The sequence below is a fragment of the Cohnella fermenti genome, from assembly GCF_004801405.1.
Lineage (GTDB): Bacteria > Bacillota > Bacilli > Paenibacillales > Paenibacillaceae > Cohnella > Cohnella fermenti.
Window position 1 is genome coordinate 24,163 of the sequence record NZ_SSOB01000061.1, and the last position, 21,341, is coordinate 45,503.

Genomic DNA, 21,341 nt, shown 5'->3' on the forward strand with positions numbered 1-21,341 from the left:
CCCGAAGACCTCGCGGGAGGTTGACGGGGCGCTGTTTTGTTTTATTGACCAGACAAGGCTTCTTCGAGCGATCAGCCCCCAACACCCCCAAATTTATGCGAAAAACCACATACAATCGCCGCTGAACCGCCCCAGTTCCCCATTTTTATGCGAAAAACCGCATATAATCGCCGCCTCCCCGCCGCAACTGACCGTTTTTATGCGAAAAACCGCATACAATCACCAACCAGCGCCTCGTCAGACCACTTTTATGTGAAAAACCACATATAATCGCCGCCGAACCGAGGTAGCGGAGGAAGTCCGATCATTCGAGCGCGGAGAGGCGAAGTGAGAGGAGTGAGAGGAGTTAGTGGAGGAATCCGCACAACGGCGCTCCGAAGAGACGGTTGGAGAGGGTGATGAGCGGGAAACCCTACCGCGCCGGGCTATCGCTGATAAGTTGGCTCGCGCATGTCTGCTATGGTTCCGCAACGGATACGGGCGACCACAGCGAAGTACGCTGCGGCCGCCCGTATATTAGTTGCTGCCTATATCGATTGCGCTTTTGTTACGGTTCCACGCCCCAGACGAGCGAGCCGGACAAGTAGGCCGTCGTCTTCGTCCAGTCGGCATAAGCCGTGTGAGACGAGTCGAAGGAGTAGTCTCCCGTCTGGGTGTAGTTGGACCAGTCGGTCCGGGAGACGCGGATCTGAATCTCCGTGTTCGCTCCGGCCGCGAGGCTGCCGGCTCCGCTTGTGAAGCCGATCTCCAGGTAGGTATCGGCGCCGGTCTTCGGCGTTGCCATCGTGACGAATGTGCCGGTGATGTTCGTGTTGCCGGACGACGACCAGTCGCAGAAGAAGTTCTGGGCGATGTTCGCGTCGACCGTGTAGTAGTACCGGATCTTCACGCTGCTTAGCGTAACGGCGGTTGTACCCGTGTTGACAAGCTTGATTCGCGGGTTGATCGTGTTGGAGGAAGCGGTTGTCGTTCCATTGTACATCTGCACCTTCAGAGCCCCCGTTGAGGTCGAGGTCGTGTCGACGACGGAGACCGCAAGAGCGGCGTTTGCCCCGGCACTGAAGGCGAAGGTGAGCGTCGTCGTTCCGACGGCCTGAGCGGCGAGGTATGCTTTCTTGATGGTGACCGTCGAGCCGGAGACGGTGTAATCGGTGCCGGAGACGAGCGTCGCCGTGCCGTTCTTGATCGAGCTGAGCGTGTTGCCGTTCAGCGTCATCGTTACGGCGACATCGGCCTGGTTCGCCGTGTTCTTGTCGAAGGAGGCCGTCGTCGGGCTGATCGTCGAGTTGCTGGCGGTCGAGGTCGTGTCGACGACGGAGACGGCGAGAGCGGCGTTCGCCCCGGCACTGAAGGCGAAGGTGAGCGTCGTCGTTCCGACGGCCTGAGCGGCGAGGTATGCTTTCTTGATGGTGACCGTCGAGCCGGAGACGGTGTAATCGGTGCCGGAGACGAGTGTCGCGGTGCCGTTCTTGATCGAGCTGAGCGTGTTGCCGTTCAGCGTCATCGTTACGGCGACATCGGCCTGGTTCGCCGTCTTCTTGTCGAAGGTGGCGGTCGTCGGGCTGATCGTCGAGCTGACGACGGTGTTCACCGGATCGGCGACGAGAATGCCGCGGCCGTTCGTGCCGAGATAGACGCGGCCATACACGCGAGGATCGCCGGTGATCGCCATGTTAATGCGCGCATACTGGTGCTGGTCATCGTTGATGCGTACCCAACTGGCGCCGGCGTCGTCGGAACGGAACACTCCTCTTACGCCGTCGATTTTGGCAACGGTGTAGAGGGCCATGTAGGATTGGCCGGGAGCGGCCATGCCAAGCCCGATCAGGTCGGCTTCCTGCACGTTGCTCAGCTTCGTGAAGGAGGTGCCGGAGTTCGTCGAGTGCCATAAGCCGTAGATGCCCTCGGTAGCGTTCCCGCCGGCGAACCAGATGTCGCCTTCGATGCCGGGCACGGTCTTGATGCTGATCTGCGCCTCGTTCGGCAGCAGGCCGGATACGTTGTTGGTCGGCAGGCCGGTCGCGGCTGTCGCGGTGAACGTCGCTCCTCCGTCCGTGCTGATGTAGAATGTGCCCGAGTAGAAGGCGTAGAATTTGTTCTTGTTCACGCGGTCGGATGCAATCTTGGCCAGAGCCGGAACGCCCGTGCTCGCGGTCCAGGAGTTGCCGTTCGTCTTCGAGTAGTAGACGCCCTTGTCCGAGGTGCTCCAGACGAACGAGCTTCCGTCGGCGGCCACGGCGACAGTGCCGCCTCCGGCGGTGCCGGAAGGCTCGGAGTTCGCCTTGTACCAGGTTGTGCCGCCATCGTTCGAGATGCCGATCGACTTCGGATTGGACTCGGTCGTGTCATCGTAGTCCGCCATCCCGACCCGAACGACGAGACTCGGATTCGATTCCGCGAAGTCGATGCCGTACGTCGTCGCCCATCTCGGGTTCGTCTGATAGGCCGTCGGCGCTGTCGTCAGATCATCGTGGCGGAAGCCCGAGACGTCGCCGATTGCGCTGAGCAGATGCGCCCCGGAAGGCGGGCTGACGAGACCGAGAACGGCCATCTCCTCGATGCCTTTGGCCATGACGGAGATGTTGACCGTTCCTCCGGTATCCCAGGCGCCAAGGTTGTTCGTTCCGTAGATCGTTGCGCCGGTGCCGTACATCATCCGATTGGAGTTGAACGGATCGATCTCGAGGTCGCCGATCATCCAGCCGAGCTTAAGCCCCGGTTCCGGCGGGTTATCCGCCTTGCCGAACGTCAGCCACGGAGCGGCGGAGATGTCCTGCGAATAGCGCAGCGTCCGGCTCGGGTAGCCGTTCCAGTCCCAGATGCGGGTCCACGTCGCTCCCCCGTCCGTACTGCGGAAAATATTGGCATCCGGCCACCAGGAATTGAGAGTAGCAACCATGATCGTGTTCGGGTTCTGCTTATCGACGGCCAGGCCGCCGTAGCCGTAGTAATTATCCGTGCTCGAGCTCGGAACCGGGCTGATATTCGTCCAGACTCCGGTCGATGTGTTAAGCTTCCAGACATCGCCCTTGGCTCCGTCGTAAGGTCCGACGCCATCGCTGTAAGAGATGTACAGATTGCCGGTGGAGGCGAGCACGCCGTGATGCGGCAGGTAGCCGGTCGGCTGCCCCGGAACGGCTGCCCATGTCGCGCCGCCGTCGGTGCTCTTGAAGACGCTGTTGCCGGTATCGGCTACGCCGACATAGATCGTCTGCGTCGCATTGCCCGAGCTGCCGGTCGACTTATCGAAGGTGATCCAGGCCAGGCCGACCGGATCGTTGCCGTAATCCAGATCGGGATTCTGGATGTACGTGCCCGTATTGGTGAAGCTCGTTACCTTGTTCCAGGTGACTCCGTAATCGGTGCTCTTCCACAAGCCGTTGCCGCTGCGCGCTCCGAAGAACAGAATGCTGTTCTTGTTCGGGTCGATGACGAGCCGCTCGCCCATCGAGCGCCCAGGCATGTTGCCGCCGACCTTGAACGGAAGCGCCGTCGACTGCCAGGTGGCTCCTTGGTCGGTCGAGCGCATGATCTGGCCGTTCGTGTCCCAGTCGTTCGTATACGTGCCGGTCGCCATGTAGACGCGGTTCGGGTCGACGGGGTCCGTGGCGAGCGCGTCGACGCCGTTCTTGTTCCAATCGACCCAGCCGACGGAGTCGGAGATCGATACCCAACTGCTCGTCGATTGGTTCCAGCGATAAGCGCCGCCGATGTCCGTTCTTGCGTAAATCAGGTTCTGCTGCGACTCGTTAAAGATAATGCCCGGCACGAAGCCGCCGCCGGCTCCGGTGACGACATTACGCCAGTTGTACGCTTCGGTTCCCGCCGCTTCGGCCTTGGAGCCGCCGAATAGCGGTGCCGCGCCCAGAAGGAGTGCTGCCGCAAGACACAACGATAGAGCGCGATGCCAACGTTTGTTGTTCACGGTAAGACCTCCGAATTATAATATAATTGATTTTTAGTTATAAAAAGGAAATTCGAGCGTGCGAAAATCATACTGTCGAGCAAGAGAGCAAAGTTGAGCAAGAGAGCAAACAACTGCCACATTGCACAGCCCGACTCCACCATCAAACTCCGCATCAAGCTCCGCCATCAAACTCCGCATCAAACTCCGCATCAAACTCCGCATCAAACTCCGCATCAAACTCCGCATCAAACTCCGCATCAAACTCCGCATCAAACTCCGCATCAAGCTCCGCCATCAAGCTCCGCCATCAAGCTCCGCATCAAACTCCGCCATCAACCCCGTCGTCAAACCCCAATGTCCACCTGCGCAGCCTTCGCTGCCGACCGATCGTTTCGTCAATTCACCTCCTTTCGTCCCGTTCGGCTCTCCATCTCATCCCGTGCGCGGTCGTATCGCCGGACTTCCTCATCCGCCGCGTTGCCTCATCCGCCGATCCGATCCCGCTTCCTTCCCGATCGCTGCGGCTCGTTATCTGCTCGTCAGGTTCTGCACCTCTCGGGTGATCGCGCTTCCGCCCTTCGCCTTCCATTGCTGCACGAAGTCGTCGAACGCATCGATCGGCAGGTCGCCGACCACGATGCTCAGGAACGTCTCGTTCTCGAGCTTCTCCAGCTCCGCCCAGCGCTTCTCCATGGTAGGCGTCGTTCCGTAGAAGACGCTCTTGACCCGTTCCATCGGCCGGGAGACGAGCGCGAGGCCGCCGTATTCGTACGCCTTGGCCGCCTTCCAGCCGTCCATGTCCTTCTTCGGGCTTGCTTGCTCCGCGAGCCAGTAATCGTAAATCTTGCGCGAGTCCGGGTCGAGCTTGCCGGCGTCCCGCCTGCCGGCCAGGACGTCGGTGACGGAGTGGTACCGCTGTTCGATCGCATCCGTGTAGTCGAGCAGCAGGTCGAACGGGTAATACTGCCGCGGCTGAATGCCCGTCTTCGCCGCGAACTCGTCGATCTGTCGAACGGCCGCTTCGTTCGGGTCCTGCCGGCGCTCGAGCCGCGTGAACGCATTAAGCAGCTTGACGGCCGCTTCCGGATGCGCGTACCCCTTGCGGACGACGAGATAGCGGTCGGTCACGGGAGCCGAGTGCGTGACGTACTGCCCTTCGGCATCGAGCGGCACTGCGTACGCGCGCCATTCCGCCTTCGTGTCGGAGGCGACCGCCTCGGAGAGCGGGTAGTAGGGCATCCACCACGGGCCGAAGAACAGGCCGGTCCGATTGGAGGTAATCGGCTCCTGCGGTTCCTTGTACAGCGCGAATTGCGGGTCGATCAGGCCGAGGCGGTACCATTCCGCCAGCTTCTCGAGCGCGAGCTTGTTCTCCGGCGCGATGGAACCGTACACGACGCTGCCCGATGCGTCGCGAATCCAGTTCTTCGGGAACGCATGGTAGCTGCTGAACACGGCGTCGAAGCCGCTCATGTTCAGCTTCTGCCCGTACACGAGCCACTTGTAGCCGGCGAGGCCGACCGTGTCGCGTTTGCCGTTGCCGTCCGGGTCTTGGGCGACGAACGCTTGCGCGATCCGGGCGATGTCGTCCAGCGTCTGAGGCGGCTGCAGCCCGAGCCGGTCGAGCCAATCCTTGCGCACCCAGAGCAGCGACGTGGCATCGGCTTCGATCGCGATGTTCGGCAGGCCGTACAGCTTGCCGTCGAAGCGGGCTTCGTCCAGCGCGGCTCCGCCGGTGGCGTCGTACATCTCCTTCATAAGGGAGGAGCCGTACATCTCGTACGAGTCGGACAGGTCCTGAATCATGCCGTATTGGACAAGCTTGCGCAGTTGGTCGCGGTCCACGACCATCGCGTCCGGAATGTCGCTGCTCGCGATGGCGAGATCGGCCTTCTGGCTGAACGCTTCGTCTCCCTTCGCTTCCCAGGAATGAACGACCTTGATGTTCGTCAACTGCTCCAAGTAGCGCGACATCGGGTTGTTGTCGTTCGTATCGCCCGTAATGAGGCGGGCGTCGGGAATTTTGAAGCCGATCTGCAGCGTGACCGGAGTCTCGTAGGCGGCGTATGCGGGATCGTTCTCCGCCTTCAGGGAAGCGGCCGCTTCGCCCGAAGAGCGATCCCGATCTGCGCAGGAGACGAGAAGCAGCGCCGTCAGCGAGCAGGAAACTGCGAGTTTGACGATTTTCGCCGCACCGTTCACTGCACCGTTCACCGAATCGGTCTGCGAATTTGTCTCCGATTCGATCTGCGAATCGGTCGCAAGCTTAACCATGGACATGAGCAACCTCCGTCGTGCGGCGCCATCGGATGATCGCGCTTTCATTTTAATCGTTCCGGGCCTCCCGGGGGGAGGGAATTTCGCCTGATGTTCCGCGGTTCCTGCCTTCTGATTGCGGACCGATCTCCTACCGCGTCGGACCAAAATCGTCCCTGCCCGCACGGTATTCCGTCGGAAGCATGCCGACCCGCTCGCGGAACAGCTTGCTGAAGTACTTGTCGTCCTCGAAGCCGGCCGAAGCCGCGATCTCGTAGACGGGGGCGTTGGTCGCGACGAGCAGCCGCTTGGCGCGTTCGATCCGGATGTGCCGGAGCAGCTCGCCGAACGGCTGGCCGGCGAACCGGGCGAAGCATTGGCTGAAGTAGCTGCGGCTCATGCTGATATGGGCGGCGACGTCGTTCTGGTTGATCTTGCTCCCGGCGTTGTCGGTCATGTAACGCACGGCGCGGATCAGGCAGGCCATGACCTCGCGGGAGAGCGACAGGTCCAGCATGCGGTTGCGGACGCGGTCGGAGAAGCGGCGCAGCCAGCTCTCCCAATCCTTCCAAGCCGCCTGGTGCGCCGCTTCCTTCTCCAGCCGCTCGCCGTCCCGGGGGTCGAGCAGCAGCCCTTCCCAGCTCTCGCACAGCTCCTCCGCGAATTCGCGCAGCTTCTCCGGAGGGACCCGGCTATGGACGATTCCTTGAATGAATTCGTCAAAGTCCCGGCTGTAGAGCGTCCAGCGAAGCTCCCGACCGGCTTCCAGCCGCTCGTCCGCCTTGGCCGCCGAAGCGTGGGCATAGCTCTTCAGCGTGTCGTACGACAGACGGCTCCGATCCCGTTCCGTATCGGAATAGAATTGATAGAGCGCCGCTCCGGCTTGAAGCGCTTCGTGCAGCTTCGGCAGCGGTTCGCCTTGAATGCCGGACAGCAGGCAGCTTCGAACGCGGTCCGAGGGGGCGCCCGCCAGCTCCTTGGCAAGCTCCTCTCCCGAAGGAGGCGCGGCCAACGGAACGAGCCGGAATCGCCCCAGGCGAATCAATCGGCTCTTCGTGACGACGGGCAGCCGCAGCAGCTCGGCATCGGGAACGACTTCCGTTCGCGGAACGAACAGCAGGGCGGAATTCTCGGCGAGAGCCTGCGGCGTGTCCTCGGCGGCGAGGGAGGGGCGGTTCATGTTCTCCCAGCCGATTCTCTCGACGATTCGCCCCATCACTTCGTCCGCATTCTCCGCTTCGAGCAGCGTCTTCACGATGTAGTCGATCGCGCCCAGCCGCAGCGCCTCCTGAATAAAATCGAATTCGTGATGGCAGGTCAGAATGACGGAACGGATCTTCGGGTATTGCTGGCGCACGGCCTTGATGAGCTCGAAGCCGGACATGCCCGGCATCGTGATATCGGTGAACAGCAGGTCCGCTTCGGTCCGCCCGAGCAGTTCCAGCGCGGATCGGCCGTCGGCCGCTTCGCCGACGACCGCGATTCCGAACGAGGCCCAATCGAACATGGAGATGAAGCCTTTGCGCACCAGTTTCTCATCGTCCACCACGACCGCTCTCAACATCGTCATAATCTCCCCTTTGCGCCAATAATGAGGTCGATGCCGCTTCTGGAATTATAGCATATTAATTGGAAAATAGTTGCTAGAGAACTTCCGCATAGCCGAGCGAACCTCCCCGGCCGGCTCGGGGCGCGGCTGGGGAGGCTCGGATTCGGCGGCGATCAGGCCGGCGTTACTGCGTGACGCTCTTGCGGGCTTCGAACAGCTCTTCGGCCTTCTGGATCGAGAAGTCCATGATCTCGTCGTAGTAGCCGAGGCCGGTGACCTTCTTGATCATCTCGTCCTTGAGCTTGTTGTATTCCGTTTCGTTCTTCGCGAACACCATCTTCCAGGAATATTGCTGGATGATCGTGCCGATCTGCTTGTTCTTCTGCAGCAGCGATTGATCCATCTGCAGCGGCTCCTTGCCGGTGAAGCCTTGCGGCGCAACGGCCAGCGCATCGTTCTTGACGAAGTATTCCTTCGCGGTCAGCACGCCCATCTTTTCGCGCCAGTCGCTGACGAGCTTGGACGGGTTGCGCGTAAGCGACGTCTCCCACAGGTTGTGGTCGTAGGCTTCGCCGGTCTCCGGATTGACGTCGGCCGGAATAACGAAGCTGAAGTTGATCTGGTTCATGCCGTCCGCGAAGTTGCCGCCGCCGTATTCGTCCGGAATGGAGGTGCCCTTCTGATCCTGATAAGCCTGCCAGCCAAGGTCGGTGACGTACACCTTGCCGTCGCTGTTGATGTCCCAGAGCAGTCCCTTCGGACCGTTCGGCACGGCCGTTCCGCTGCCGGCGGAGATCATGGCGCCTTCCGGCGTGTACATCCAGTTGATGAATTCCATGATGCGTTCCGGTTCCTTCGCCTTGGAGCCGATCGAGATGATGCCGTTGCCGCCGTAGACGTTGAAGCCGGTCGAATACATGAGCTCGCCCTTGAACGGCACGAGTGCGAAGCCCTTGCCTTCGGCGGTCCGCTCCGGCGTGTTGTAGTTGGCGGCGCCGAGCCACGGGAACCAGGAGAACAGCAGGCGTCCGTCCTTGTACTTGCCGGCGACGTCGTCGAACTTCTGCGTCGGGGAGTCCGGATCGACGAGGCCCAACTGGTTGGCGTCGAAGTACAGCTTAAGCGACTTCATGTACCAGCTCTCGTCGGAGAGGAAGTCGTAGTACTTCGGCTCGTCGGCCTTCACGTAGAGCGCCGTGTCGACGATCTCGTCGTAGCCGAACATGTTGGCGAATTGCTTTGCCAGCGTCATCTTGTAGCCGCCGTCCCAGTCCGACCAGAGCGAGAACGCATACGTCTTCTTGCCCTGGTCGTTCGTCGGCTCGAGCTCCTGCATCTTCTTGAGCACGGGCAGGTAGTCCTCGACGGAATTGATCTCGGGAGCGCCGATCTGCTGGTACAGGTCCCAGCGCAGGTCAGGTCCCCACGTCATCTCCGTGCCTTCGGAAGGGCCGGTCGGGTTCGTCGCGACGTTGTTGCCGATGCCGTAGACGGCGTTGCCGTCCCCGAACGAGATCTTCGCCTTCTCGATCGCCTTCGGGTACCTCGCCACGAGGTCCTTGCCGTACTTGTTCAGCAGATCGTCCTTGGTCAGATCCCGGACCAGCCCGGCCTTGATGGCGTTGGGGTAGTTGCCCTTGTCGTCGCCCCAGACGATGATGTCGCCCATGTCGCCGGACGCCATCATGGCGGCGATCTTCGCGTCTCCGCCGTCCAGGTTGGAGGCGATGATATTCATCTTGATGTTGAACTTGTCCTTGATGAGCTTGGCGAACCAGCCGGTCTGCTCGCCCGCGTAGTTGGCCGTCGTCGAGAAGACGGTCAGCGTCAACTCCTTGGAGTGGTCGAGCCCGCTGTCATCGGGGGATGCGCTGGCCGACTCGCTCGGCGACACGGAAGCGGACGCGGATTCGCTCGGCGAAGCCGACGGGGACGGGCTCGGCGAGGACGTGTTGCCGTTGTTGCCGCTGCAGGCGGCCAGCACGACGAACATCGTCGACGCGAGGATGCCGGCCGTGAGACGTTTGACCTTCATTTCGAATTGCCTCCCTTTGATCTTCTAAGATATGGATTGTATAGTTTCGCTCCGCCTGTTAAACGGAGGTAAACCCGGCTGGATATCGGCTTCCCGCTTACCCCTTGACCGCGCCGATCAGGATGCCCTTGACGAAGTAGCGCTGGAAGAACGGGTAGATGAACAGAATCGGGAACACGACGATCATCGTGACGGTCATGCGCACCGAGGTCGGCGTCTGCATGTTCTGCAGGTTAAGCGAGTTGAAGTCCTGCGTGCTCTTGATCAGGTTCGCGAGCGAGTTCGCTTCGTTCAGGTAGCGGTACAGCAAATATTGCAGCGTGTAGTACTTCGTGTCGGTCATCAGGAAGGCCGTATCGATGAACGCATTCCACTGATACACCGCGGAGAAAATCGTAATGGTAGCAAGAATCGGAGCGCTGAGCGGAAGAACGATACTCCAGAACACCCTCGCATACCCGGCGCCGTCGATCGAAGCGGATTCCTCGAGCGCGGGCGGCAGCGACTCTATGAATGTTTTCACCAGGATGATATTGAACGGAGAGATGATCGACGGCAGCACATAGGCGAGATAGTTGTTCGTCAGGTGCAGGTTGTGCATCGTGATGTACCAGGGGATAAGCCCTGCGCTGAAGTAGAGCGTGACGATGACGAACCGGTACGAGGTCTGCCGCCCCCACATCTCCTTCTTCGTGAACAGGTAGCCCAGGAATGCGGACGCTCCCACGGTAAGCACGGTGCCGACGACGGTCCGATAGAGGCTGACGAACGCGGCCGTGCCGAGCCCCTTGATCTTGAGCACCTCGAGGTAGTTGTCGAAGTGGATGCCCCGGGGATAGAACGTGATGTAGCCGGTGGCGGACAGGTTGTTGTCGCTGATCGTGTTGATGAACAGGTAGTAGAAGGGGAACACGCAGCTGAGCGTGAACAGCCCGAAGAACGCATAATTGAGAAGCTGGAAAACCGTCGAGCCGGCGCTGCTCTTGCGAACGTTCATGGAAGCTCTCTTCCTCTCCGAATGTGAATTCTCAAGTCAGGGAATCTCAGATTATCGATTCGCCGCGGACCCGCTTGGACAGGCGGTTCGCCAGGAACAGGAGCGTGACGCTGATGATCGACTTGAGCATGCTGACGACGGTCGCGAACGGGAAGTTGTTGGCGAAGGCGATGTTGTAGACGTACAGGTCGAGCACTTCGATCGTGTCCTTGTTCATCGCATTCTGGAAGGCGAAGTATTGCTCGATGCCGTTGTTGACGAGATTGCCGATCGACAGCAGCAGCAGCACGAAGAACGTCGGGATCAGGCCCGGCACGGTAATGTGCCAAATCTTGCGGAAGCGGCTCGCGCCGTCGACCTCCGCGGCCTCGTACAGCTCCTGGTCGATGCCGGTAATCGCCGCCAGGTAGATGATTGCGCTCCAGCCGAGCGACTTCCACCAGTACCAGAGAATCATCGGCAACCAGACGTTGTTCCCGCTTGCGAGGAAGTTGATGCCCTGCTCGATGAAGCCCATCTTGACGAGCAGCGTATTGACGAGTCCGCCGTCGACCGAGAAGAGGACGAACGCGATGGCGTAGACGAGAATCCAGGAGATGAAGTTCGGAATGGTTGTGAGCGTCTGGACGATTCTCCGGTACCAGCCGGTTCGCACCTCGGTCAGCAGAATTGCGAATACGATCGGGAAGAAGGAGGTGACGATGCCCAGTCCGCTCATGGCGATCGTGTTCTTCATGACGCGGATGACCTCTTCGGTCTGGATCGGGTTGGAGGCGATCGACTTGAACCACTTGAAGCCGACGAATTCCGTCTGCGCGAGCGGGATGCCGGGGAAGTAGTCGTAGAAGGCGTAGATCCAACCGTAGATCGGAAGGTAGAAAAAAACAAACGTGACGACGAGGAACGGGAGAGCCATCAGGAACAGCTTGTACTTGTTCGCCAGTCCCCTGCGGCGGGGAGGCGGGGAGGCGGCAAGGGCGGCATTCGTGCCGGGATTCGTGCCGGATGCAGACGACATATCGGAGTCCCCAATCGCTTTGGAATCGGTTTCGCGTTCTCATTGTAAGCGATGGAAGGAGGCGGCCGAGAGCGAAAAAAGCCCTCCGTCAAAGGAGGGCCGTCTGGTCTTGTCGCACGATTTTCTCACCGGAGTGAACGGAATTCACCCTATATAAGCTGAACGAATGAATCTCGCCCAGTAAGTTACAACCGCATATCGTTGCGGACCGAAAGCTCTTGAGCTGCTGTCCAGGTCGAGCGAATAAGCAAGCAATTCCGACTACAATCCGTGGCCAACCGCGCGATTCCGCCGAATATATGCGAAATTTCACATTCGTAGTCCGAACCAGCCGCGATTCTGCCGAATGTATGTGAAATTTCACATTCGTAGCCCGAACCAGCCGCGATTCCGTCGAATATATGCGAAATTTCACATTCGTTGCCCGAACCAGCCACGATTCTACCGAATATATGCGAAATTTCACATTCGTAGCCCTCGTTTGCGACCCGAACGAATGAATAAACATGAAATTCCGACTATATTTCGTGACCTGCATCCACATTGCGTGGGGCATCGAAACTGGGAGTCCGTTAAGTTCGCTAGTTCAGCTTATATATCTGCTCTTCTATTCTCCTACACTCCTATTCTTCCAACTGCTCGGTCGTGAGTCTGGGGATGACGATGGACACCTTCGTTCCGATGCCCGGCTCGCTCTCGATGGAGAACGTCATGTCGTCTCCGAAGTAGCGGCGCAGCATCCGGTTGACGTAGGAGAGGCCGATGCCCATCCCCTTGCGCCGGGAATCGGCGTCTTCGTCCGAGAGCAGCCGCTCCATCTCCTTCGCGTCGAGCCCCGCGCCGTTGTCCTCCACCCGGAACAAGGCATGGGAGCTTCCGTACGAGGCGATCGCGACGTCGATCCGGCCGTTCCTCTCGCTCATGCCGTGGTAGATGGCGTTCTCGACGAGCGGCTGCAGCAGGAAGCGCGGCACCGCGACCGACAGAATCTCCTCCTCGGCGCTGACGTTGAATTCGAACTCGTAGTCGTACCGGATTCGCTGCAGCTCCATGTAGTTGCGCATCGCCTCCAGCTCGTCGCGGGCGGTCACGATCAGACTCTGCTTGCCGAGGTTGTAGTGGAGCACCTTGACGAGTAGCGTCACGAGCTTGTCGATCTCCTTCTGCCCGTTCGCGCGGGCGAGCCATTGGACGGTATTGAGCGTATTGTGCAGGAAGTGCGGGTTGATCTGGCTGAGCAGCTTCTCGATCTCGAACTTCCCCTTCTGCTTCTCCTTCTCCTCGACCTCGAGGATCAGCTCGTTGATCTTGATCTTCATCTCCTGGAAGTTGCTGAGCACGAAGTCGAACTCCTCGACCTGCGTGTAGGCGACGGGGGTCGTCCGGTTCTCGGCCATGCGGACGATCTCGACGTTGACCTTGCGCAGCGGCCGGTACACCTGCTTCCAGATGAGGAAGGCGAGCCCCCCGGCGAAGGCGAGGGTAGCCAGCGCGAGCGCGATCATCTTGAGCATCCAGGCGCGGATCTCGCTGTCGAAGTCGGACTTCTTCACGGCGGCGAGCAACTGCCAGCCCTGCGGGCTGGAATAGCGGAACAGGTGATAGCCGCCCGCCTCGAAGTGCGTCTGCCGATCGTCCGCGCCGGCTGCGGCAAGCACATTGCCCGGGATGGCGTCGTCCTCGATGAAGGAGATGCCGCCTTGCTCGTTCGCGAGCAGATGCGCCACCGGCATTCCGTACGTTTGCTGGCCGAGGATTTTGCGGAAGAGGTCGTAGTTGGATTCCAGGTAAATATACAGCACCTCGTCGCCTTGAACGTGTACGATGCGCTGCTCGGAGAATACCATGTTGCTGCTGTTCGTGTAGAGGGTGCGGTGAGGGCCGAAGTAGACGGCGCCGTTGTACTCGATGAAGCGGGGCAGCGCGGACGTGTCGAAGCGGCGATCCATCGTCAGATTCGAGAACAGAATCGGATCGTCGGCGCTCGGGAGAATGTAGGCGGTCAGCCCGAGGTACGGGTTCGTGAAGTTGACGAGATTGATCTTCTCGTTGATCGACTCCATAATCTGCGACTTCGTGTAGATCTTCGGCTCTTCGAGGAAGGCGGACACCTCGTCGACGATCTGCCCGTCGAGCGCGAACTGCTTGGACGCGAAGTCGAGGTTGTTGATCGTGTTCTCGAGGCTGCTGGCTTCCTGCGTCAGGCTGGAGAGAATGCCGCTCTGGATTTTGCCGAACAGGATCGAATAGATGGACGAATACGTAAGCGCGAACATGAAGACGAGAGGAAGCAGGCAGCCGATCATCACGTAGACAACGAGAACTCGGCGCAAGGAACGCTTCTCGAAGCGGCGGCGCAAGGCGGGAATCGCGGGCATGGCGATCGCATCTCCCTCGGGATGGAATAGAAGGCGGTCGAATGGACTGTGTGCTTTGGCGGGAAGCCCAGGCGAGAATCAACGAGCAGTTGGAAATCGACGAACCGTATTCGGTTTGCTGATCGTTGCGATATTGTCTACACAAGGGAAATAGACCGCCCCGATAGCAAGGAATGCGGTCTACTTCTGTGAACTTAGATATCGTATTCCCAAGCCGACCGCCTTTGAAGCGGCTACTATGCTAGGGAGGAGTCGTGTTGACGCACGGCTTCTTCTTTAAGTTTTATTATAACTTCGTCATTTTATCCATGCAATAGCATTCATTCGAACTCTACGTACATTGCGGGGCGACAGGGGATTCAAGGATGGGGAGGGCGAGCGTTCAGGGATGGGAGGATAGAGGATTCAAGCACCGCGGGCCTTCGTTTGGGCTTCATCCGACACTTGACGGCCCCGGAGAAGGAAGCCTATAATGGGAATAATTCCGAGTTTATGAATCGGATATATTCCGAGTGATTGGGTTGGACATGTGAAGCCCGTCAGCGATAGCAAAGGAACGTGATTCCATTGGCCAAAGTAGTCGTATTAATCGGCAATCCTTCCGCCAAGTCCAGGCTGAACGGCGTTGTCGACCGCGTCAAGAGTCGTCTTGGCGACACCGATCTGGACGTGTCGACCATCTCTGTTCGCGACCTTCCGGCGGAGGATCTGCTCTTCGCCAACTTCGGCAGCGAAGCGATCCAGGCGGCGAACAAGACGGTCGCCGAGGCGGACGCGGTTGTTATCGCGACGCCCGTCTACAAGGCGTCGTTCCCCGGCGCGCTGAAGGCGTACATCGACTTGCTCCCGCAGAAGGGGCTCGAGAATAAGATCGTCCTGCCGATCGCGATCGGCGGCACAATCGCGCATCTGCTCTCGATCGACTTCGCGATGAAGCCGGTGCTCTCGACGATGGCGCCGCGCAACATTCTCGGCGGCGTGTTCGTCATCGACAGCCAGGTCACGTGGAACGACGACGGCACCGCATCGCTTGCCGACGAGATCGCGGCCCGCGTGGACGGAGCGGTCGACCTGCTTGTGCAGGAAGTGCGCTGGCAGACAAGAGAGGCCCGCGCATAACACGCGCGATGGCGGCGCAGCAAAGCGGGGAGAGTGCTTGCGTGCTCCCCGCGCTTTGCTGCGTTCGCTCGCCAGGGCGAGGCCGCTCCGTGCGCCGGGCAGCGTTGGGCACCGATGTGCGGGAAATCCGCACAACGAAGCCGGCAAGCGGCCGCACTGGCCAGCGCTGTGCGCCGCCGCCGAACGGGCTTCCCCGCTAACCTTGCCTCCCCACCTCCTACGCTGCCGAGTGCGTCCGCCGCTCCCCATTTTGCCCACCCCTGCCGTGCTTCAACGCTTTGAAGCGTTCCCGCTTGATAAATCCCCCCGTTTCGTTATAAACTAAATAGCATGTTCCTCCCTATCGATGGAGAAGAGTAAAGGAGTTTGTCCCCAAGATGACCGTACATAGCAAAACGCGCCACACCCAGATCGTCGACTGCACGATCCGCGACGGCGGACTTGTCAACAATTGGGATTTTAGCGTAGAGTTCGTGCAGGACCTGTACGAGACGCTTAACGAAGCCGGCGTCGAATACATGGAAGTCGGCTACAAAAATTCCCCGCGCCTGCTGAAAGGCTCCGAAGATGCGGGCCCTTGGCGCTTCCTGAACGACGACTTCCTGCGCAAGGTGATCCCGGAGAAGAAGCGCACGAAGCTGTCCGCCCTCGTCGACGTCGGCCGCGTCGATCCGGACGACATTCTGCCGCGCAGCGAGTCGCCGCTTGACCTCATCCGCGTCGCCTGCTACGCCCGCGATACGGAGAAGGCGATCGAGCTGGCCACGATGTTCCACGAGCGCGGCTACGAGACGACGATCAACATCATGGCGCTGTCGAACGTCATGGACAACGAGCTGACCGAAGCGCTTGCGCTGATCAGCGAGAGCCCGATCGACGTCGTCTACATCGTCGACTCTTACGGCAGCCTGGACCCGGACGACTTCCGCTACCTGGTCGAGAAGTTCCGCCGCGCCCTTAAGCATAAGCGCCTCGGTGTTCATACCCATAACAACATGCAGCTCGCCCTCGCGAACACGCTTGTCGCCGCCGAGATGGGCGTCGAGCTGCTCGACGCTTCCGTATATGGCATGGGCCGCGCCGCCGGCAACTGCCACACCGAGCTGCTGCTCGCCAAGCTGGCGAAGCCGGAATACAACCTGCGCCCGCTGCTCGGCATGATCGAGAAGCATATGGTCAAGCTTCGCGAGAAGGAAGAGTGGGGCTATCTGATTCCCTACATGGTGACCGGCGTGCTGGACGAGCATCCCCGTTCGGCTATGGCATGGCGCGCTTCCGCAGAGAAGGACGAATACCTGAGATTTTACGACAAGCTGACGACCCCGGAGATTTTCCCCAAGGGCTGATGTCCGTTTGATCGTGTCGGAATGAGAACGGCTCCTATGGAGCCGTTTTTTCTCAAGGAGAGGGAGAAGAGACGCATGAACCGCGAGGATAAGAAAAACCTGACGAGAAAACGAATCATGGATTCCGCCGTCGAGCTGTTCGAGGAACGCGGCTACCTGTCGACGTCCGTCCAGATGATTACCGATCGCGCCGAAGTGGCCAAGGGGACGTTCTTCAACTACTTCGCTTCCAAGGAGGACATGATTCTTGCGCTCCAATCGGATATGCTGATCAGCGTCATCGGGGACAAGCTGGAGGGCGAAGGCCCCATTCTGGATCGCCTGTACGAGGGAATGATCGCCTATGTGAAGCAGTATCCGATGTTCAAGTCGACGACGCGGGCGGTTCTCCAGGGCATGTTCGGAAGCGCGAAGATCGGCGACGTCCAGAGGAAGAGAAGCGAGAAGTTCATCGAATTCCTGACGCCGCTGCTCGAGCGGGCGCAACAGAACGGGGAGATTGCCCCGGAGCGCCCGGCCAAGCAGATCGCAGGCGTTGCAGTGGAAGCCTACTACGGCGTTCTCATGCTGTGGTCGCTCGATCTCGACGAGGTGCCGCTTCTTGATAGGATGCAGGCGATTTTCTCGCTCTTCGTCGATGGGGCTCGCTCCGGAAGAGCGCCGGGCGAGGCCGCCGCGACAACTCCAATTCCGGATTAACGGGCCGCGCCGGGAGCGTAACCGACCAACTCGCCGTGTCCGCGAACGGCAGCCGTCTGATGCTTCGGGTTCGGATGGAAGAAGCCGCTTCCCTTCAGGGAACGTCCTCCGATCGTCACCGCTTCGACCGTCACGTCGATATCGGCCGTGTTCGCGAACCGGTCCAGCAGTTGGCTGTCCGGAATTCCGTTGACGTCGATGAACCAGGAACGCGTGCCGTATTCATCCATCACCATCAGCTTGGCGTTATCGAACAAGATCGTCCACGATTCGTCCTCCTGGTTCATTCTCAGCGTTGCCAGATCATAGGTTTCCATGGATGAGACCAACTCCTGTCGAAGGTACTTTGCGGGTCCGCGAGCGCGAGAAGGCCCCGAATGTGCAATAACACGATTGTAGCCGGAGCGCGCGGGAGATTGCAACCGGGACGGGAACTTGGAGAGCCGGGAGGAGTTGGGGTAAAAATGTTGTGGAGAGCAAAGCCGATGGGCGAGAGGATGGCGCTGCTCTACTTGACGGAGGACGTCCCTTGCCCGGGGAGCAGCCCGGACCCCGCGGCGCTGGCCAGGCGAATCGCCGCAGCCGGGCTGCCTTGGGTGATCGGGACGGTGCCGGCTTACGAGACGGTGGCGGTTAATCTCGACGCGGACCGTCTGCCGGCGGGGCGGCTCGGAGAGGAAGCCGAAGCGGCCTTCGAGGAAGCGATGGGGCGGCTGCTTCGGCTTGCGGAATTGGCGCCAGAGGAAGTGCCGGCGGGACCTTCGGCCATGCAAGAGGCCGATGGATCGGGGGGCGCGCGGACCGTATCGATTCCGGTCGAGTACGGAGGCGAGGCAGGCCCCGATCTGGCGGAAGCGGCCAGCCGGAGCGGCTTGTCGGAGGAAGAGTTCATCCGGCGGCATTCGTCTTCCGAGTATTCGGTGGCGATGATTGGGTTTACCCCCGGTTTTCCTTATTTGCGGGGGTTGCCGGGGGATCTGGCGCAGCCAAGGCGCGAGACGCCGCGCTTAAGCGTTCCGGCCGGTTCGGTCGGCATCGCGGGCCTGCAGACGGGCATCTACCCGGTCGCTTCGCCCGGCGGCTGGCAGCTTGTCGGCCGCACGCCGGAGCGGCTGTTCCGCCCCGAATCGGACGAGCCGTTCCCGATCCGGCCCGGGGATACGGTTCGGTTCGTCCCCGTCAAGGCGGGCGCGGAAGCGGCAGGGAGTCTCGAGGAGCGCGGAGGCGGGAGTTCGACAGAGAGTCTCGAGAAGAGTTCGAACGGGAGCTTGAGAGGACGGTTGAAGGAGAACGGAGGCGAAGCTTCGGGGGCGGGCCTGAGCGCCATCTTCGCGGAAGGCGCCTGGGAGGAGGGAGCCGAGACGGTTATGACCGTCTTGCGCCCCGGTCTTCAGACGACCATACAGGATCTCGGCAGAACGGGCGGCGGTTGGCAGGCGTTCGGCGTCTCCGCCGGCGGAGCGATGGACAAGGAAGCGCTGCGCGCGGCGAACCTTCTTGTCGGCAACGACGAAGGAGCGGCGGGCTTGGAGCTTACCTTGTCCGGCGGAGAGTACCGGGTGGAGCGCGACATGCTCGTCGCCTTGACCGGCGCGGACCTCGGAGCGACGGCGGGCGGCGAGCGCTTGCCGACGGGGCGCCCGACGCTGCTGCGTGCGGGAGCGGTTCTCCGGTTCCGCGGCGGGGCGAGCGGCTGCCGGGCCTATCTGGCGGCAGCCGGTGGGTTCGCGGCGAGGCCGATGCTCGGCAGCCGGAGCGCGGACCTTCGCGCCTCCATCGGCGGCGCCTATGGCAGGGCGCTTCGCCCCGGCGACGAGCTGCGGGCCGCGTCGCCTTCGGCGCAGGCGCAGCGGCTGCAGGGGCGGCTGCGCGAGTCGGCCCCTGCGGGCGCGGCCTGGCATGCGGGCCGCGAATACGCCCGGTGCGAGCGAGATTCCGCCGGAAGCGGCGTCGGCACCGGCAGCTCCGTCGTTCTGCGGGTGCTCGAAGGGACGGAATGGGATTGGTTCGCGGAGTCGGCGAGGCAAGATTTCTTCGCGGGAGAGTACCGGGTCGGAGCCGATTCGGACCGGATGGGCGTCCGGCTGAGCGGCGAGCCGTTGCGCCTTGAGCGGCAGGCGGAGCTGCTGTCGCACGGGGTTTGCGCCGGCGCCATTCAGGTGCCGGCGTCCGGTCAGCCGATCGCGCTCGGTCAAGGGTGCCAGCCGACCGGCGGCTATCCGATTATTGCGATCGTAGCCGCCGCCGACCTCGGCCTCCTGGCGCAGCTCCGACCGGGGGACCGCATCCGATTCGAAGCGATCGGCCTGCGGGACGCGCTGCGGGCGTACCGGGAGAAGCAAGAGGGGCTGGCGCAACTGGCGGCGGGTATCCGGCTGAAGTGGTACCGGTAGAAGCGGCATTAATCTTGAGGGTCGGTGAGAGGAGCGAGGTGGGAACGATGAGCAATTCCTTGGCGAATTCGTCTGCGCCGGCTTCGCGTTCGATCGATTTGAACGTGGATGCGGGCGAGCGGGAGGATGCGGCGCAGATGGAGGAAGACCGGCAACTGCTGGCCTCGGTCAGCTCCGCCAACATCGCTTGCGGGTATCACGCAGGCAATGCCCGGGTGATGCGCCGCACGGTCGAATGGTGCGCGGAGCTCGGCGTCGCCGTCGGCGCGCACCCCGGTCTGCCGGACCGGGAAGGATTCGGGCGGCGGGAGCTGGCGGTTGCGCCCGCCGAGGTCGAGGCGGACGTGCTCTATCAGCTCGGCGCCCTTCAGGCGATCGCGAAGGCGGCGGGCGTTCCGCTCGTCCACGTGAAGCCGCACGGCGCGCTGTACCATATGGCTTCCCGCCGCCGCGACCTGGCGGAAGCGATCGTACGCGCCGCCCGCGCGATCGATCCGGGCCTCGCGATCGTCGGCCCTGCCGCAAGCGAGCTGCTGCGGGCGGCGACGGCGGCCGGGCTGCGCCCGGTCGAAGAGGGCTTCGTCGACCGGGCCTATCTGGCCGACGGAAGCCTCGCGCCGCGCTCGTTGAGCGGTGCGGTGCACGCTGACGAGAGCGCGGCGATCGGGCAGGCGCTCTCCATCGCGGAGCGCGGCGAAGCGCGCGCGCTGGACGGCGGCGTCGCCATCGTCAAGGCGCGGACGCTGTGCCTTCACGGCGACACGCCGGGAGCGGCGGCGTTCGCAGCCTCCTTGCGGCGCAGCCTGCTGGAGCGGGGCTACGCCATCCGGCCGCCGCGCTGAGCAGAGGAGGCGCCGATGAAGCTGTTTGTCTACGGCACGCTGCTGCCGGAATTCGCGCAGCATCGCCTTATTGCGCCATATGTGGCTGGAACCGCGTTGCCGGGGAGCGTCAGGGGCAGGCTTGTCGACGCCGGCGGTTATCCGGCGCTGATTCCAGCCGTCCCTCCCTTTTCCTCCTCTCCCCCTGCTTCTCCTTGCGTTCGCGGCCTGTGGGTCGAGGTAAGCCGCGAAGGACTTGAAGCCGCCGACCGCTACGAGGAGTTCTACGGAATCGAGGAGAGCAACGACTACGAGCGAATCCGCCTCTCGGACGCCGACCGCCCCGAGCTGTTCGGCTGGGCCTACGTATGGCCGGACGATCGGGGCTGTCCCCCGGCCGGAACCGACTGGTGGCCGGAGGGGAAGAGGAGCTTTTGAATTAGATGTAAAGCAAAAGTACATCTCTTTGTGCTGTGCGGAGTCGATTTGGAGAGATGTGATGTAAAAGTGCATCTGATTCCGCCGATTTTCCGGAATTAAGGCCAATTGGCGAGAATGAAGTGTACTTTTGCAGCTCATGCGATCATTTCAGGATAAAACGACGGCAAGAGATGTATTTTTGCATCACATCCGCCATAGACATAAACGAAAGGGGCCGTCCCCAAGTCGATTCGACTTAGGGACGGCCCCTTTCTCTAAGTGCGCCCGGCATGGGCGGTAACTAGGCGGTGCAAGTCCGCTACAGGCTTGGCAGTAGGAACTGTTAGCTGAAGGCAAGGGTGTCGGTCGCGAGGCCGAATCTGAAGGAAGCCGGAGGCAAACC

Annotated in this window: 15 protein-coding genes; 6 read left to right on the forward strand and 9 right to left on the reverse strand. The window is 61.2% G+C overall.

Going from position 1 to position 21,341, the window contains the following annotated elements; genetic code table 11:
* Positions 1–547: 547 nt before the first annotated feature.
* The 8 genes from E6C55_RS30355 to E6C55_RS30390 all read right to left on the reverse strand — a co-directional run bounded on the left by E6C55_RS30355 (position 548) and on the right by E6C55_RS30390 (position 14,140).
* On the reverse strand, positions 548–3,925 hold the full coding sequence (locus E6C55_RS30355; RefSeq protein ID WP_136373592.1) for a X2-like carbohydrate binding domain-containing protein: 3,378 nt from the start codon (positions 3,923–3,925) through the stop codon (positions 548–550).
* A gap of 154 nt (positions 3,926–4,079) precedes the next feature.
* The gene (locus E6C55_RS35135) at positions 4,080–4,202 is read right to left on the reverse strand and encodes a hypothetical protein (protein ID WP_269145569.1); all 123 of its coding nucleotides are present in this window, start codon (positions 4,200–4,202) and stop codon (positions 4,080–4,082) included.
* Positions 4,203–4,435: 233 nt separating this feature from the next.
* Complete coding sequence (locus E6C55_RS30365; protein WP_168735960.1) at positions 4,436–6,187, reverse strand: extracellular solute-binding protein; 1,752 nt, start codon at positions 6,185–6,187, stop codon at positions 4,436–4,438.
* A 127-nt stretch (positions 6,188–6,314) separates the two neighbouring features.
* Entirely contained in the window at positions 6,315–7,727 is a 1,413-nt protein-coding gene (locus tag E6C55_RS30370; RefSeq protein ID WP_168735961.1) for a response regulator transcription factor, read from the reverse strand.
* Between the two features lie 169 nt (positions 7,728–7,896).
* Complete coding sequence (locus E6C55_RS30375; protein WP_136373596.1) at positions 7,897–9,747, reverse strand: type 2 periplasmic-binding domain-containing protein; 1,851 nt, start codon at positions 9,745–9,747, stop codon at positions 7,897–7,899.
* Positions 9,748–9,844: 97 nt separating this feature from the next.
* Complete coding sequence (locus E6C55_RS30380) at positions 9,845–10,744, reverse strand: carbohydrate ABC transporter permease (protein ID WP_136373597.1); 900 nt, start codon at positions 10,742–10,744, stop codon at positions 9,845–9,847.
* A gap of 46 nt (positions 10,745–10,790) precedes the next feature.
* A complete protein-coding gene (locus E6C55_RS30385) occupies positions 10,791–11,762 on the reverse strand; it encodes an ABC transporter permease (protein WP_230986926.1) in 972 nt (323 codons plus the stop codon).
* A 623-nt stretch (positions 11,763–12,385) separates the two neighbouring features.
* The gene (locus E6C55_RS30390; RefSeq protein WP_136373598.1) at positions 12,386–14,140 is read right to left on the reverse strand and encodes a sensor histidine kinase; all 1,755 of its coding nucleotides are present in this window, start codon (positions 14,138–14,140) and stop codon (positions 12,386–12,388) included.
* Between the two features lie 558 nt (positions 14,141–14,698).
* Between E6C55_RS30390 and ssuE the strand changes: the two genes are divergently transcribed.
* The 3 genes from ssuE to E6C55_RS30405 all read left to right on the forward strand — a co-directional run bounded on the left by ssuE (position 14,699) and on the right by E6C55_RS30405 (position 17,304).
* Positions 14,699–15,259 carry an NADPH-dependent FMN reductase gene (ssuE, locus tag E6C55_RS30395; protein ID WP_330999676.1) on the forward strand — a complete coding sequence of 187 codons (561 nt, stop codon included), beginning with the start codon at positions 14,699–14,701 and terminating at the stop codon, positions 15,257–15,259.
* A 377-nt stretch (positions 15,260–15,636) separates the two neighbouring features.
* Positions 15,637–16,605 carry an aldolase catalytic domain-containing protein gene (locus E6C55_RS30400; RefSeq protein WP_136373600.1) on the forward strand — a complete coding sequence of 323 codons (969 nt, stop codon included), beginning with the start codon at positions 15,637–15,639 and terminating at the stop codon, positions 16,603–16,605.
* Between the two features lie 75 nt (positions 16,606–16,680).
* Positions 16,681–17,304 carry a TetR/AcrR family transcriptional regulator gene (locus E6C55_RS30405; protein WP_168735962.1) on the forward strand — a complete coding sequence of 208 codons (624 nt, stop codon included), beginning with the start codon at positions 16,681–16,683 and terminating at the stop codon, positions 17,302–17,304.
* Here the strand turns inward: E6C55_RS30405 and E6C55_RS30410 are convergent.
* Positions 17,301–17,621 (reverse strand): hypothetical protein, encoded by a 321-nt coding sequence (locus E6C55_RS30410; RefSeq protein WP_136373602.1) that lies wholly within the window; start codon positions 17,619–17,621, stop codon positions 17,301–17,303. The two genes, E6C55_RS30405 and E6C55_RS30410, sit on opposite strands and share 4 nt — an antisense overlap.
* A gap of 147 nt (positions 17,622–17,768) precedes the next feature.
* On the opposite strand from E6C55_RS30410, the gene pxpB reads away from it, so the two are divergent.
* From pxpB to E6C55_RS30425, 3 genes are read left to right on the forward strand one after another with little or no spacing between them, the layout of a single operon-like run.
* Entirely contained in the window at positions 17,769–19,697 is a 1,929-nt protein-coding gene (gene pxpB / locus E6C55_RS30415) for a 5-oxoprolinase subunit PxpB (RefSeq protein WP_168735963.1), read from the forward strand.
* Between the two features lie 47 nt (positions 19,698–19,744).
* Entirely contained in the window at positions 19,745–20,539 is a 795-nt protein-coding gene (locus tag E6C55_RS30420) for a 5-oxoprolinase subunit PxpA (protein WP_136373604.1), read from the forward strand.
* Between the two features lie 15 nt (positions 20,540–20,554).
* Positions 20,555–20,956, forward strand: a complete 402-nt coding sequence (locus E6C55_RS30425) for a gamma-glutamylcyclotransferase family protein (protein ID WP_136373605.1) — start codon at positions 20,555–20,557, stop codon at positions 20,954–20,956.
* The last annotated feature ends 385 nt before the right edge of the window (positions 20,957–21,341 follow it).